The sequence below is a fragment of the Blautia sp. AF17-9LB genome, from assembly GCF_003479185.1.
Classification (GTDB): Bacteria; Bacillota; Clostridia; order Lachnospirales; family Lachnospiraceae; genus Fusicatenibacter; species Fusicatenibacter saccharivorans.
Map to the genome: position 1 here is coordinate 113,332 of NZ_QUGU01000004.1, position 14,095 is coordinate 127,426.

The window sequence follows — 14,095 nt, forward strand, 5'->3', positions numbered from 1 at the left end:
AGATAAAATAGAAGCAGAGAACAGCCAGAAAATGCACATCGAACCATAAAAATCTGCTTTGAAAAAAATAAAAGTTAATTGTGTTCTTCTGACGGGGCGTCCATGTGATCCAGCGCATACTCACACGCCTGAATCACAAAACTGGAAAAGGTAATGTCCTGGTCAGAATCGGAAATTGCCTGTTCGATCTGATCGATCAGGTGAATGGGGAAACGGATGGTTTTGTTTTCCGTTTCCTTGCGGTTGCCTTTTAACTGAAATGCCATATCAAACTCCATTCTGCTGCCGGAGAATATAAGAACGGAGCATGCTTCCGGATCTTATGTGGAAACTACGGGCAGCATAAAACATAACAAAGGTGTTTCAAAAAAAGTTCGACAAAAAATAAATTTTTCGAATCTGCGAAATCGAAAAATGAAGAAAAAGCTGTTTTGGGGACAGCTTATTTCAGTGCGCTTTTTTCTGGCTGTATTCTGATTTTAAAGAGTACTGGAAGCCCAGTCTGTTTTATTGTATTGCATAACTTGCTTGAAATATGCATTGCAAAATGCATGACAAAATATATTGCAAATAAAGGGAGGATGTATTACACTAAAAGAAATACAACAGAAGAAGGAGGAAAATGAAATATTCATTGCTCTGCTCAGCTAATGTTTGGATGCAGAGCAAGAAAAGCCGCTTTTCCATTGACGGAAGGCGCCAGGGATCCTGAAGACAGCATAAGCGGCAGACATTCAGAGAAAAAGGATCGAAATTTTACATTTACGAGGGAGAAGACGTATGAAAGTGTGGAAGAAATTACAAGTTGTCTTTCTGGCACTGCTTTTATGCACCGGAATGATGACACAGCCTGCTCTTGCAGCATCGCTGCTTCAGGATGGAATCGAAGCAGCCTTGACAACAGACAAAGAAACTTACCAGCAGGGTGAAGAAATCAAAGTTACTTTAACTGTAACCAATACAAATGATACAGCAGTAACGAATCTGTCACTGGAAAATGTTTTGCCGGAAAATTTTGTGCTGGCCGAAAATACGGAGACAACAAAAAAGATGGAATCTCTGCAGGCTGGAGAAACCGTTACGTTGACAACGGTTTGTACGGTAAAAGCATCAGATGACAAGAAGGATGATGAAAATAAGGAAAATCCTTCTGGAGATGACAAAAAGAATCCGACAGATAATGAAAAGCCAGGAAATGGAAACGTAGCAAATGACACGAAAAATCCTGGTACAACAACGGGCAGCAAGGATTCCGGAACGACATTAACAAAAGATCAGGGAACTGGAAACGCAAAGCAAAATGGCCAGTCCTTAAAGGCTGAGAAATTGAAATCTGCACCGAAAATGGGTGACAACACCAAAATTATTGTTTGGGTTGTACTGCTGGTGCTGGCAGGAGCAGCCATTGTTGTTGCACTGAAGAAAAAAAACAGAAGAAATAAAATGTTGGCGTGGTTTCTGTGCCTGATTATGACGGGAAGCACCGTTGCAGGCGTATTTCCGGAACGGGCAAGAGCAGAAGCACAAAGTGTAAACATAGGAAAGGTCATGGAGCTTTCCAAGAATATTCTTGTGGATCAGACTACCGTGGAGCTGAAAGCAAAAGTTGAATATACCTACGTGAAGTCAGATGATCCATCGGACGACACCAAAACATATACACGCGGTGAGTGGGTGCAGATGCTCGCTGAAAAGGTTGAAATGAACCTGGATACAGATCCGGATTCCTTAAACCATTATTATGCGGATACGGCAGGAAATGCGTATGAAGCAGCAATCGAAATCGCAGAGAAATATGGAATCCTGCCGCCACCGGATATCGAAGATCTGGAGCAGGATATCCCGTTTTTCTATCCAGATGAACCGGCAACACGTGAATTTGCGGCTTATACGGCAGTACATGCAATGGGATTCAATGGAATACATTCGTATGATACGAACAGTTGGACGGATTGGGATAGTATTACATATCAAAATGAAGCAGCAATTGCAGTAGGGAAAGGATTTCTGGAATTAAATACAGAAAACCAGTTCCAGCCGCATGCGTTGCTTTCCAAGAAAGATGTTAAATCGATTTTCTGTGAAATTGATGAAATCAGACAGGAAGACACAACAATTGGTGAAGAGCCGCATGATAATACACAGTACGTAGATGGTGTATTGAAAAAAGAACTGGAAAATATCACAGATTATACAGTTGTAGAGAATGCGGATGGAACCTATACAGTTACACTTCCGAAAACAACCGAGACAGAAAAAATCGGAGAAGGAAGTGTTATGATCCTTCCTGCGAATGAAGTTTATATTTCAGGTATCGCGCTCAAAGCAACTACGGTAACAGAGGATGGCGAGAAACTGATTCTGACATGCATAAAGCCAGAATTATGGGAAGTGGTCAGCAAAATTGATTTTGTCGGAGGCGGTACAGCACTTATCGGAGGAGCTGCCGACACGGATGAATACGGAATTGCAACACAGGCTAATATAGGAGCAGGTGGTGTTATTGATGTTGGCTACGAAAAGAATTTTGAATTTAATATTGGTTCGAATGATGAAGGAAAAGGAAAAATTGATTTTGAAATTCCTGAAATTCTGTGCGTTGTAAATGTTGACGTTGGAGTAAATGGTGTTTCGGTAAATGAACTTAAACTTGCTGTCACGGAAAATGCAAATGAAGATATTACGGCGGAAAAAGAATTTGCTGACAGTGGTCAGGTAGAATTAATGCGTTTTCCAATTGCAATAGGGGCTACCGGTTTTACCTTTGATATTGTACTTTTCTGTTCATACAAAGCAGATGGATCCTTACATATTTCATATAGCGTTGAATCAACACAGGGATTTGAATATAAAGATGGAACATGGAGAGGCATTTTCGATTTTCATCATGGTGTTGATACCCTTGAGGCAAAGGGAAATATGGAAGGCGGTATTGGTATAAAAGGTCTGTTGACTTTGTACAGTGTTTTTGATTTAGCAGGCTATTATGCAGATTTAGGCTTAGGCGTTGAGGCAGAATTTGCATACCATGATTTAGAAAATGGAAGTCTTGCATGCGAGGATATCAAGGTATATCCATACTCAACAAATGGACTGGATACAGATTCCCTGCTTGGAGATGTATTGAAGAAATATTTCGATTTTGATCTGGAATTCAAACCGCTTCAAAATGATGAAAACAACAACTTGAGAATAAAAATGCATAAGGAAAATGGAGTCCGCGTTGAAAAATGTACGTACGCCAGCGGCGGTATCACAGGATATGTTTACTCGAGCAAAACACGTTTGCCGATAGAAAACGCGAGAGTCAGAATTTCCAGAAAAGTCAGAGCAGGCAGCGGCAATGGTGGAAACAGCGTAGCCGGAGGCGGCAGTGGAGGCGGAAGCCATGGAGCCTGGAACCTTGAAACAGAAGAAAATGAAATTGCTGTTTTTTCAGGAGGAGCTGGAGTCTGGAGAGAGAAAGGAACAGAAACAGAAAGAATTCTCTATACCGATGTGTTTGGCAAGTACAGCACCAAAAATCTGCAGGATGGAACTTATGAAATTACAGTATCCGCAACGTCTTATCAGACGTACAAGGTTGCGGAAGTTCTGGTTCAGAACAGTGAAATCAGATATGTAGAAGATATCTATATGGTGGAGCGCCATGATGATTTTAATACAGGTTCTGTAGAGGGAACGATAACCGATGCAGTCACGGGAGATGGTATTACAGAAACAGCCTACATTGTACGCAAAGGCTGGAACAATCAAACGGGTGATGCTGTGACAGAAGGAGTATTTGAAAATGCAGACTATACTCTTTCAATGGAAAATGGAAATTATACGCTTGAAATCAGCAAAGAAGGCTATGTGACGAATTACAAAAATATCACAGTAGCGGGAGACCAGATTGAAACAGCAAATATTGTTCTTGTACCGGGAGATGGGAACGGTGAAACCGCAGGAGAACTCCGCATCGTATTAACCTGGGGCGAAGAGCCGTGGGATCTGGATTCTCATCTTGCATGCTACTCGTCGGACAAACCGTATCATATCTGGTTCGGACAGACAGATTTCGAAGGAAATTCTGTTGGAAACTTAGACGTAGATGATACAAGTAGTTATGGTCCGGAAACCATTACAGTACGTAACGTAAAAGCAGACGAAAAGTTCAGCTATTTCGTACACGATTATACCAACAGTTACAGTGAAGTGGCCAATGAAATGTCTCTTTCTGGAGCAAAAGTTCAGGTTTATCTCGAAGGCAAAAACATTGCAACATACACGATTCCGACAAATCAGCCAGGAACCTTATGGCATGTTTTTGATTTCGATGGAGCGACCAAAACCATTAAATCTGTAAACACGCTTGAATATCAGAATGACCCATACACCATCGGTGGAATTGATCAGGAAATGGATGATGTGGATGACACAGAAGAGATTGAAATGTACGCTGGAAAGGTACGAAACAAAAAACAGCCAGAGCAGAAAGTGGTTGTTGAGGAAACTCCATTACCGGAAACAACTGCAGAGAGCGTGATTTCAGAGTCGGAAGCAGAAAAACCTGGTGAAGCAGTATCCAAATCAGAATCAGAGCCAGATGATGAAAACGTGGCAGAAGATGAAACGGTAACTCCGTAATACAAAGAAGTTTAAAATGTGGTGAATCAATAAATCTGATGCACCACATTTTAAACGAATCAAGTAAGTAGCGAAGCGGATTGCGAATATCCGCTTTGACAGGCAGAATAAGGAGCAGGTACAGATGAAAAAATGGATCCGCGCAGTATTGGCAGGCATAATCATTCTGGCATTGATTCTGTTTGGAATTTTTGCTGCTCAAAATACACAGAAGAGTATAAAGCCGGAACAGAATCCGGAAGAACAGAATATAAGTGTATCGGAAAACAGCACATCGGATGAGAACACAGCAGAAAACAGTACGGATGATCCTGACATCATTGTAAAAGACAATGTAAAGGTGATTACCAATGAGATGAAATCAGAAGATCAGCCAACGGAAGTTTCTGACAACAGTCTTACCTTTGAAAAAGATCCTGGTTACCAGACCGGAGATGTTCTTGTTGCGGGAGAAATCAGTGCAGCGCCTTCTGGATTTATTCGAAAAGTAGTGCAGAAAGAAAAAACGAATCAGGGTTACCGGGTAGAAACAGAGCCGGCGACCCTGCTGGATGTATTCGAAAAGGCACATATTATCAAACAGTTCCGGCTGACGGAGGATGGTGCAAGTGAAACAGAAAATAACAGCGCTTATACCATTAAAAGACTGTCCGAAGATGAATCGGAAGAAGAGACAGAGGAAGAAAACAGTGATTACGATTACAGTGTCTCAATCAATGTTGAAGAAGAACCCGTTCAGTTTTCCGGAGAGGCAGGATGGGGATGCTGGCTGGAACTTCAGATTGATATCGAAGACGGTGAAGTCCAGTGTGGAATTGCAGTAAGGAGCAAAGCCGGTATTGCCCTGGAATGCGGCGCAAACAGCGAGAAAGAATTTGAAAAGGAAAAAACCGTTTACGAACGAAAACTGCCGAATATCGAGTTCAACGCCGGTATTGTACCGATTGTTATTACAAATCATATGGAAGCCGTTGTCGGGGCAGCGGGAAGTCTGGAGGGCGGCATTCACAGCTCTTACGGTGCAACAGCCGACAGCACCCTGGGATTCCAGTATGACAGCAGAACAGGCAAAGTAGAAGAAGTCAAAGAAGGAAATCTGAATTCAGACGGACTTGAGTGGAGTACGGTTGAGGTGAACGGAAGGCTGGAAGCATACATTGACATCCGGCTGAGCGCAAAATTATATGACAGCGCTGGCCTGAATCTTTCCGGCGGAGCAGTTGGAAAAGCAGAAGGCCAGGCAAAGGTATCCATGAAGGACGACCTGGGTGGATATGCGGGCTCACTGGAGCTTTCCATCAGCCCGAGAATCAAAGGAAAAGCAGTGGTTGATATCCCGGTCATTGATAAAAAAATGCAGGAAACAGATCTTTTTGACCGGACCTTTGATCCAATCTGGTCAAAACACTGGGAGTCAAGTGCAGACTGGCAGAAGGATATGGAATGGACGGAAACTGGAGAGCAGGGAGATATCTATGTTACACGGTATGGAGAAGTAAATCAGTGTGACAGCACGGCATTCCAGTTTGAAATCCCAAAAGGCTGGGAAATTCAGACGGAGGAAGTTGGCGGTTCCATGGATGCGGTCAGAGAAAACGTTGTTCTGACAAACGAGAGAGGTGTTACCGTTTCGTTTTGGTACTGCCAAGGCGCGCTTGGCGGCTATTCGCGTGATATGCTGAAGGCACAGGTTTCACAGGCAGACACTTCTAATTTCGTGCCTGGATATCCATGGGGAACCGATCGTGACTGTTCAGATCTTGGCGAATTTATGGTAGCACGAGTACATATCACAGGCGAGATGATGGCTGGCATTGATGATGATTATGTTCCTGTAGACAGCACGTTGTTCGCAGTGATACCGACATCCCGTCTTGGCGAGATTGAATTTGCAGGTCAGGCTGGGGACGTAGACGAATTTTCTTTTGACTATCCGACACCAGTTGCATTTATCGCAGAAGCACCAGACGGTACATTTACAGAAAAAGAAGAAGAACAGGTGATTCGCATTTTGAAGAGCTTTAAAGTGGCTGAATTAGATTAAGCAATACCCCGGAGGGCAGGAAGAGATGAACTGTGTTCCGGGGTATTTCAACATCACGTAAGATAAGATGGAAGGAAAGTGTTATTTTAAAATCTTGTGAAATCAAAGAGTGAGGATTTTTTGGAAATTACATAAAAAGAAATAGTAAAGAAAAACGAGCTGCGATATAATGAATGTGATGAAAAAATGAGTAACGAAAAATCAATAAAAATATGGAAAAGAACATAGAAAACATGGATTTTTCGGGAAACAGAAAGAAAAAGGAGGAGTGTTTCGAGATGGAAACAAAGAACAAAAACAAAAAGACAGTCATCATGCTTGCTGTAATTGGTATTGCGATTGTCTGCATTTGTGTCATCGGAGTTTTGACGAAGAAAGCGTATGACCGTCACCAGGAAGAACTTCGTTTACAGGCGATTGAGACAAAAAACAGTGAGATTGATGCGGAATATCAAAAGTTTGAAAACGAAGAAGACCGGGATAAAAAACTGGAAGTGCTGAAACAAGAAGCGGAGAGTGCAGAAAAGTATAAAAAGACAGAAGGCGCTTATGAGGAATGCTCTTCTCATTATGAAAAAATAGTTGCACAGATGAAGAACTCCTTTGTCTCCGAGTATGACGATACGATCAAAACAATCGTGGATAAAATCGGCGATGATGTTGAAAAAGTGGATGATAAGGAAACACTCAAAAATGCTGTCAGTGAATTTACGGCATTCAAAGACACGTTAAAAGATGAATTCGAAAAGTATAATACCGTCGAACAGGACAGCTTTGACGAATATAACAGTACGATTGATGAATACGTGAAGAAATACAATGACAGAGTAACCGCGATCGAAAAAGCGGAAGAAGAGGCCCGGAAGAAAGCAGAGGAAGAAGCAAAGAAAAAAGCTGAGGAAGAGGCGAAAAAGAAAGCAGAAGAGGAAGCAGCGGCGAAAGCGGCACAGGAAGAAGCAGAGAGAAAAGCGGCAGAAGAAGCTGCAGCAGTCGAGGCAGGCCAGAACTCAGAAAGTGCATATAGCGGTGATTCAGGGACAGAAGAAAGCGACTATTATTACGATAACAGCAGCAATGATAGCAGTAGTGGCTCCGGATCCAGCAGTAATTCTAATGGAGATGACTGGAGTGCAGGAATGTATCATAGCTGGTACGTAGATGAAAATGGAAATAAAATTGAGGGAAGCGGCGATTACTTTGATCGAAGCACAGGTGAACTGTATGATGAAGATGGAAATGATTTAGGAAATCTGGGAGAGTGGCTTTGGGATTAAGTAAATTATCGGCAAAAAAGTGTGAAAAAACAATGGAAAGAGTATCTCAAGATAGAAATAAAGAATAAAAAAATGAAAGAAGGTTATTATGTTTTTCTATTAGCGGGAGTTGATGCAAGATTATGAAATTGGACAGATTAGAAACCGATAAGAACCATTGCCAAAGCAAATAAAACCAGCTAAAATAGAGATCAGATCATAAGCACAGCCGCTGGTGTCAAAAGCCGCAAAAGTTGGAAAGGAAGGTTTCAAGATGAGAAAACCAAAACTCCCGACCGGGATTGACAACTTTAAAAAGATTCGCAATGGAAATTACTATTATGTAGATAAAACTTCCCTTGTAGAACAGATTTTAAATAACGGAAGTGAGGTCACGCTTTTTACGCGCCCACGCCGTTTTGGAAAATCCCTGAATATGAGTATGATTCAGCATTTCTTTGAAATTGGAACGGATCCAGCACTTTTTGACGGCTTGAAGATTTCTAAGAATACAGAGATTTGTGAACAATATATGGGAAAATATCCCGTTATTTCCATCAGCTTAAAAGGAATTGATGCCGATTCCTATGAAAAAGCCCGTGCGCAGCTCATAAAAACAATCAATCGTGAGGCAAGAAGATTTCAATTTCTTCTGGAAAGTGACAAATTGAGCCGGGTTGATAAAGTACTTTTTTCAGAACTTTTGACAAGAAATATGGAAGAAGACACCATTACCAGCAGTCTTCAGGAACTGACAGAACTGTTGGAAGTTCACTATGAACAGCAAGTGGTTGTCCTGATTGACGAATACGATGTTCCGATGGCAAAAGCCCATGAAAATGGATATTATGATGAGATGGCATTGCTGCTTCGAAATATGTTCGGAAATGTTTTAAAGACAAACAGTAGTCTTGCCTTTGCCGTTTTGACGGGCTGCCTGCGAATTGCAAAAGAAAGCATCTTTACCGGACTGAACAATTTCAAAGTATATTCGATTACAAATACAGAATTTGATGAAACCTTCGGCTTTACAGATGAAGAAGTAAAGACCATGCTGCATGACTATGAAATGGATGACCGATATGACGAGGTAAAAGAATGGTATGACGGATACCGATTCGGAAAAGCAGATGTGTACTGTCCATGGGATGTTGTGAATTACTGCAATGATCATATCCATAATCCAGAGGCCGAGCCGGAAAATTACTGGATGAATACAAGCGGGAACAGTGTGATTCATCATTTTATCGACAGCATCAATGAACCGGATATGCTCACAAAAACAGAACTGGAATGGCTGGTAAATGGAAAAACAGTGATCAAACAAATCGATGAAATGGTTACCTACAATGACCTGTATTCGACCATGGATCATCTGTGGAGTACACTTTTCATGACTGGATACCTGACACAGCGCGGAAGAGAAAGCGATGGCCGCTATTGCCTTGCAATTCCAAACCGGGAAATTCGAAATATCATAACAGAACGGATTCTTACATTGTTTCAGCAGGAAGTGAAAAAAGACGGGAAAATGGCAGAACAGTTCTGCCAGGCACTGCTTGGGGGAAAATCAGCAGAGGTGGAAAGCCTTTTGAATTTGTATTTGCAGAAGACAGTTAGCGTACGCGATACCTTTGTGCGGAAATCACTGAAAGAAAATTTCTATCATGGAATTCTGCTTGGAATCTTAAGCTATAAAAATGACTGGCGTGTATCTTCCAATCGAGAATCGGGAGAAGGATTCAGCGATATTGTGATTGAAATGGGAAATGCAGAAACAGGAATTGTGATAGAAGTGAAGTATACAGATGAGAAAAAAGATCTGGAAAGAGATTGCCGGAAGGCATTGGAGCAGATTCGGGATAAAGATTATACGCAGACACTGTGGCAGGAGGGCTATAAAAAAATGGTGCAGTATGGGATTGCATTTCATTTAAAACAGTGTTGTGTGATGGAAGAAGAGATGCAGCGTAAGCGGAATCGGGATGGGGCTCTGAATCGTTACAATTTGTTATAAAATTCAGGGCAGAGATATTGCCCTGAATTTTATATACGGACAAGTTTCTGTCAACATTTTCCGTTCGATATGAGATAAAATGGTAATATTCAAAAGAAAAAGCCTACCATGAGGAGAAAAAAGATGGAAGAAAAGACAGCAAACATGGCAGAGAATATTCGCGTTACATTCACCGGGTTCCACTACATAAAGGATGGCGATTATCCAAATGACTTCGAGGTATGCTTACGGATCCTGAAAGACAACAGCTTATCAGCAGGCTGCTGGGATACAGGATTATATGCCACGGAAGGCGGCAAGCAGCCAGGTGCATTCCGACAGGCAAGGGGCTGCTTTATCGATGCGGACTAAGTAAAAGCCTGGACGAAGCTGGAGGATAAGGTGTATGATTTTCAACAGAACAGCATTGTATGATAGGAATACGGGAGGAGAAGTGTAATGGATAGAAGAAGTAATAATATCGCGATATTTCAGGATTCCATGGATATGATAAAAGCAAGCCAGAAGCTTCAGCAGGGAGTTCAGCTTTCAATTCAGAACCAAAAACTGTATGTTCCATCTCAGGCGATTGCACTTCCTGAATCTGGAAAATCACCTTGCAAAACGATTGTTTCATCTAAAAGAAGCTTCGAAGCCGCCTCTGCATACGCAAAATCCGGAAAGCGAGTCTGCGTCCTGAATTTTGCATCTGCAACTAATCCCGGCGGCGGTGTAACACGGGGAAGTACGGCGCAGGAAGAATGCCTTTGCCGATGCAGCACACTGTATCCATGTCTGGATACAGAAACGATGTGGCATCAGTTCTATCAACAGCACCGGAAAACAGGCGATCCACTTTATAATGATGATCTGCTGTATACACCGGGAGTCGTCATATTTAAGACCGACACCTCTGTGCCGGAACGAATGGAAGAAAAAGACTGGTATCAGGTAGACATCATTACCTGTGCAGCTCCGAACCTCCGAAAGAAACCAAGCAATGCCATGAATCCGTCCGCAGGAAATGCGCCGGTTAAGATTAGTGAGAAAGCACTGTACGAACTTCAGATGCAAAGACTGGAACGTGTTTTTCAGGCGGCAGCATCGAACGGAGCGGAAGTTCTGATTTTAGGCGCGTTTGGCTGTGGCGCTTTCTGTAACCCGCCGAGAATTGTAGCACGTGCATTTCGGAGCGTACAGGAAAAATATGCATCCTATTTTGAAACGATAGAATACGCGGTGTTCTGCGGCAGAAACAACACGCAGAATTATGATGCATTCAATATGGTGCTTGGAAGTAGAAAATAGAATCTAAATGGTGTTCTGAAAGAACACAAAAGCGAACAGAAGATACGAGCGTATGAAAAGCACAAACAACAAAAATGAGAGGGACGGCTGTAGAATATGAAAGTTCTGAACTTCGAGGACAGTGTTTATAAGGCAAATGCAATTCGAAAAATATTAGGTAATCGCTGTGGTGTGGCATCGGTTGAGCAGGTGTCTAATGTGGAAGATGGTCTGAAAATGTTGAAAGATGCAGAAAGCGCAGGAGAGCCGTTCGATCTGATTATCACAGATATGCATTTTCCAATGAGGTCAGGAGCCATCAGCGATACAGAAGCGGGAGAAAAATTAGTTCAGATTCTGCAGGAGCGGGGAAATCAAACCAACATTATCGTATGTTCCTCAAGGAATATGAAACTTCCAGGTGTGTATGGATGTATCTGGTATTCGGAAATCAGTGACTGGGAAGAAGAACTTTGTGATCTTGTAAGAGAGATGGAAAAAAGCAAATGATTTATGCGATGAGTGATATTCACGGACAATATGAGCTGTTCAGGAACCTGATGGAGCAGATACCCCTTGGAAAAGATGATACACTCTATGTACTGGGTGACGTAGTCGACCGGGGGCCGGATTCCATGAAGATCTTGAAATATATGATGGCAAATCCTAATATCATTCCCATTATGGGCAACCATGAGCTCATGGCTCTTCCGTGTCTGAAACTTCTGGTACCGGAACTTTCGAATGGCTTTCTTCATAAACTGTCATCACAGGCACGTCAGTCTTTTGCAGAATGGACGTTGAACGGCGGAATCAGCACAATTCAGGAGTTCTTGAAACTTCCGCAGGAAGAGCGTCGACAGATAGTGGAATATATAGAATCATTTCGTCTGTATGGGAAGAAAATTATAAATAATGGGGAATATTGGCTGATTCACGCAGGGCTGGAACATTTTTCGGAATCAAGGCGGCTTGAGGAGTATTCCGTGGAGGAACTTGTGTGGAAAAGAACCGATTTTGACATCGCATATTTCAAAAACATTACTGTGGTAAGCGGACACACTCCTACGCAGAATATTCTTGGAAACAGCAGACCAGGATATATCTTTAAGAAAAATAATCTCATTGCGATCGACTGCGGAGTAGGCGAAAACAATGGAAGACTGGCGGCGATTTGCCTGGATACAGGGGAAGAATATTATGCAGAATAAAATGCATCAGAACAAATTAGGCGGACAGAAGAGAAATACTTTATGGTGGAAAATATGAGAACAGTATTGTGATAAAGTTGTAGAGAAATTTCTTGTTTTCGCTTGCAGAATAACGGAAAGTGCGACATACTTTGAGTAAGAACATTGTGATGATACAAAGAAACAGTCTTAGTGTTTATACAGATCGCGACAGTTTCATTTAACCGAATCAAGCAAGTAGCGAAGCGGATTGAGAATATCCACTTTGACTAAGGAGATATTTTTCGTGGCTGTTATTCAAGAAAGCTTCAATACGCGGAGGAGGGGAAGAAAATGAATTTTAATTTGAGCGTACAAAAATGGCATCTTGTTTCGGAAAAAGGATTACCAAAGGATGGCACATGGTGTTTTCTGGTATGGAAAAGTGCAAAAGATGAATATGAATGGACCATTGGCGGATACAACGAAACTGAGAAGTATTTTTACGCAAATCTTGGCTTAGGCGGGATGATTGTTGATACAGATGAAGTTGTTGCCTGGGCAGAACTTTTCAAGGACGAAACCTTTACGGCAGAGTAGGTAAAACAGCCAGGAAAAGAGGAAAACAAATGATTCAAAAGAGATCCAGAATAAAAATAAATACAGATCTAGCAAAAATCAGACAGGCAGGAAAAAATCCGCAGGAAGTGCAGAAAGAGCTTTTGGAGTTCTTTGAAAAAAGAGGATTTGAGTATGAAGAGTATGTTGGGTATCTGTATCAGGAAGAGATTACACAGGAGAAAGCGCAGCAAATTGCGGATGAATTGAAAGAATGTGGATTGGCGAAATTTGTGCATGATTTTTATGTTTATGATGTGGAGGGGAAGATTGTTGTGATGGAAGATGGAAATAAGGAATACATATAATTTGTCTAAATTTCTTATTTGCAGAGAGATGGAGGTAATATTTAATGACTGATGATAAAATTTGCGTATTTAAGGATTCAGATTTGAAAAACTTTGGAAAAAGTATTTGTGAAATAAACATTGAGGAAAGAGAAATAAAAAATATTGATTCTCATAGAAAGGATGATCCGACAAGTTTGTGGTTAAAAAAACATTGTGAAAAGAAATATGCATTTGCGTTATTGGCTAATATTCCAGATGATAACAGGGATGAATCTTGGATTACTATTCAAGTTGGCAGTGGTAATAAAATTTTGAATGAGATAATATCTGAACTTGTACGTATGCAACCAGGGTCTGCATATAGGAAGTTTCCTTCAGTTTTTCATGAAAATACACCAGAGTTTGATTATGCGCAAGAGGTAGATTGTCAAAAATATAGATTCATAGCAGAACAATATAAAAAATTTAAAATTCTTATTTTTGATAATGATTTATTTTTAGAGCAACAACGAGGAAATATTCCGAAAGATATTCTTGATGGATTTTCAGAGGAACAAAAGGCACAAGTTGTCGAGACTTTATTTGCGTATATGACAAGAGCTTATTTTTGGAATAAATCACCTAGAAATAATATGATTGAAGATCGGATTTCTAAAGAAATTATAAATGGAAATATAAAAATACAAAAGTTGGGTGATAAAAAAGTGATTTTTAAAGGAAAGATTATTGAAGAGTATTGATGTTCAAATGCACTATTGATGCATAAAAACGTTTTAAAATCAAAAACAAACGTTTGAAAACATCGGTTA

Annotated in this window: 12 protein-coding genes; 11 read left to right on the top strand and 1 reads right to left on the bottom strand. The window is 41.1% G+C overall.

The window, feature by feature from the left end:
* Positions 1-74: 74 nt before the first annotated feature.
* The gene (locus DWX00_RS05965) at positions 75-266 is read right to left on the bottom strand and encodes a YlcI/YnfO family protein (protein ID WP_055220177.1); all 192 of its coding nucleotides are present in this window, start codon (positions 264-266) and stop codon (positions 75-77) included.
* Between the two features lie 514 nt (positions 267-780).
* Here DWX00_RS05965 and DWX00_RS05970 point away from each other — a divergent pair.
* The 11 genes from DWX00_RS05970 to DWX00_RS06020 all read left to right on the top strand — a co-directional run bounded on the left by DWX00_RS05970 (position 781) and on the right by DWX00_RS06020 (position 14,026).
* The gene (locus DWX00_RS05970) at positions 781-4,629 is read left to right on the top strand and encodes a PEGA domain-containing protein (protein WP_118594833.1); all 3,849 of its coding nucleotides are present in this window, start codon (positions 781-783) and stop codon (positions 4,627-4,629) included.
* 124 nt (positions 4,630-4,753) lie between these two features.
* A complete protein-coding gene (locus DWX00_RS05975; RefSeq protein WP_118594834.1) occupies positions 4,754-6,673 on the top strand; it encodes a hypothetical protein in 1,920 nt (639 codons plus the stop codon).
* Between the two features lie 278 nt (positions 6,674-6,951).
* A complete protein-coding gene (locus DWX00_RS19845) occupies positions 6,952-7,947 on the top strand; it encodes a hypothetical protein (RefSeq protein WP_199669500.1) in 996 nt (331 codons plus the stop codon).
* Positions 7,948-8,200: 253 nt separating this feature from the next.
* Positions 8,201-9,943, top strand: coding sequence for an AAA family ATPase (locus tag DWX00_RS05985; protein WP_118594835.1), 1,743 nt, complete (start codon positions 8,201-8,203; stop codon positions 9,941-9,943).
* 123 nt (positions 9,944-10,066) lie between these two features.
* On the top strand, positions 10,067-10,294 hold the full coding sequence (locus DWX00_RS05990; protein WP_118594836.1) for a hypothetical protein: 228 nt from the start codon (positions 10,067-10,069) through the stop codon (positions 10,292-10,294).
* Positions 10,295-10,381: 87 nt separating this feature from the next.
* Positions 10,382-11,230 carry a TIGR02452 family protein gene (locus DWX00_RS05995; protein ID WP_118594837.1) on the top strand — a complete coding sequence of 283 codons (849 nt, stop codon included), beginning with the start codon at positions 10,382-10,384 and terminating at the stop codon, positions 11,228-11,230.
* Positions 11,231-11,326: 96 nt separating this feature from the next.
* Positions 11,327-11,719: a response regulator gene (locus DWX00_RS06000; protein WP_118594838.1), complete on the top strand. Its 393-nt coding sequence runs from the start codon at positions 11,327-11,329 to the stop codon at positions 11,717-11,719.
* Positions 11,716-12,420: a metallophosphoesterase gene (locus tag DWX00_RS06005; RefSeq protein WP_118594839.1), complete on the top strand. Its 705-nt coding sequence runs from the start codon at positions 11,716-11,718 to the stop codon at positions 12,418-12,420. Before DWX00_RS06000 ends, DWX00_RS06005 begins: the two co-directional genes overlap by 4 nt.
* Positions 12,421-12,732: 312 nt before the next feature.
* A complete protein-coding gene (locus DWX00_RS06010) occupies positions 12,733-12,978 on the top strand; it encodes a hypothetical protein (protein WP_118594840.1) in 246 nt (81 codons plus the stop codon).
* A gap of 29 nt (positions 12,979-13,007) precedes the next feature.
* Positions 13,008-13,304 (top strand): hypothetical protein, encoded by a 297-nt coding sequence (locus tag DWX00_RS06015; RefSeq protein ID WP_118594841.1) that lies wholly within the window; start codon positions 13,008-13,010, stop codon positions 13,302-13,304.
* A 44-nt stretch (positions 13,305-13,348) separates the two neighbouring features.
* Positions 13,349-14,026, top strand: a complete 678-nt coding sequence (locus tag DWX00_RS06020) for a hypothetical protein (protein WP_118594842.1) — start codon at positions 13,349-13,351, stop codon at positions 14,024-14,026.
* The last annotated feature ends 69 nt before the right edge of the window (positions 14,027-14,095 follow it).

Excerpts from the sequence above, each read along its gene's own strand:
- DWX00_RS05965 (WP_055220177.1), bottom strand. The coding sequence starts at position 266 with ATGGCATTTCAGTTAAAAGGCAACCGCAAGGAAACGGAAAACAAAACC.
- DWX00_RS05970 (WP_118594833.1), top strand. The coding sequence starts at position 781 with ATGAAAGTGTGGAAGAAATTACAAGTTGTCTTTCTGGCACTGCTTTTA.
- DWX00_RS05975 (WP_118594834.1), top strand. The coding sequence starts at position 4,754 with ATGAAAAAATGGATCCGCGCAGTATTGGCAGGCATAATCATTCTGGCA.
- DWX00_RS19845 (WP_199669500.1), top strand. The coding sequence starts at position 6,952 with ATGGAAACAAAGAACAAAAACAAAAAGACAGTCATCATGCTTGCTGTA.
- DWX00_RS05985 (WP_118594835.1), top strand. The coding sequence starts at position 8,201 with ATGAGAAAACCAAAACTCCCGACCGGGATTGACAACTTTAAAAAGATT.
- DWX00_RS05990 (WP_118594836.1), top strand. The coding sequence starts at position 10,067 with ATGGAAGAAAAGACAGCAAACATGGCAGAGAATATTCGCGTTACATTC.
- DWX00_RS05995 (WP_118594837.1), top strand. The coding sequence starts at position 10,382 with ATGGATAGAAGAAGTAATAATATCGCGATATTTCAGGATTCCATGGAT.
- DWX00_RS06000 (WP_118594838.1), top strand. The coding sequence starts at position 11,327 with ATGAAAGTTCTGAACTTCGAGGACAGTGTTTATAAGGCAAATGCAATT.
- DWX00_RS06005 (WP_118594839.1), top strand. The coding sequence starts at position 11,716 with ATGATTTATGCGATGAGTGATATTCACGGACAATATGAGCTGTTCAGG.
- DWX00_RS06010 (WP_118594840.1), top strand. The coding sequence starts at position 12,733 with ATGAATTTTAATTTGAGCGTACAAAAATGGCATCTTGTTTCGGAAAAA.
- DWX00_RS06015 (WP_118594841.1), top strand. The coding sequence starts at position 13,008 with ATGATTCAAAAGAGATCCAGAATAAAAATAAATACAGATCTAGCAAAA.
- DWX00_RS06020 (WP_118594842.1), top strand. The coding sequence starts at position 13,349 with ATGACTGATGATAAAATTTGCGTATTTAAGGATTCAGATTTGAAAAAC.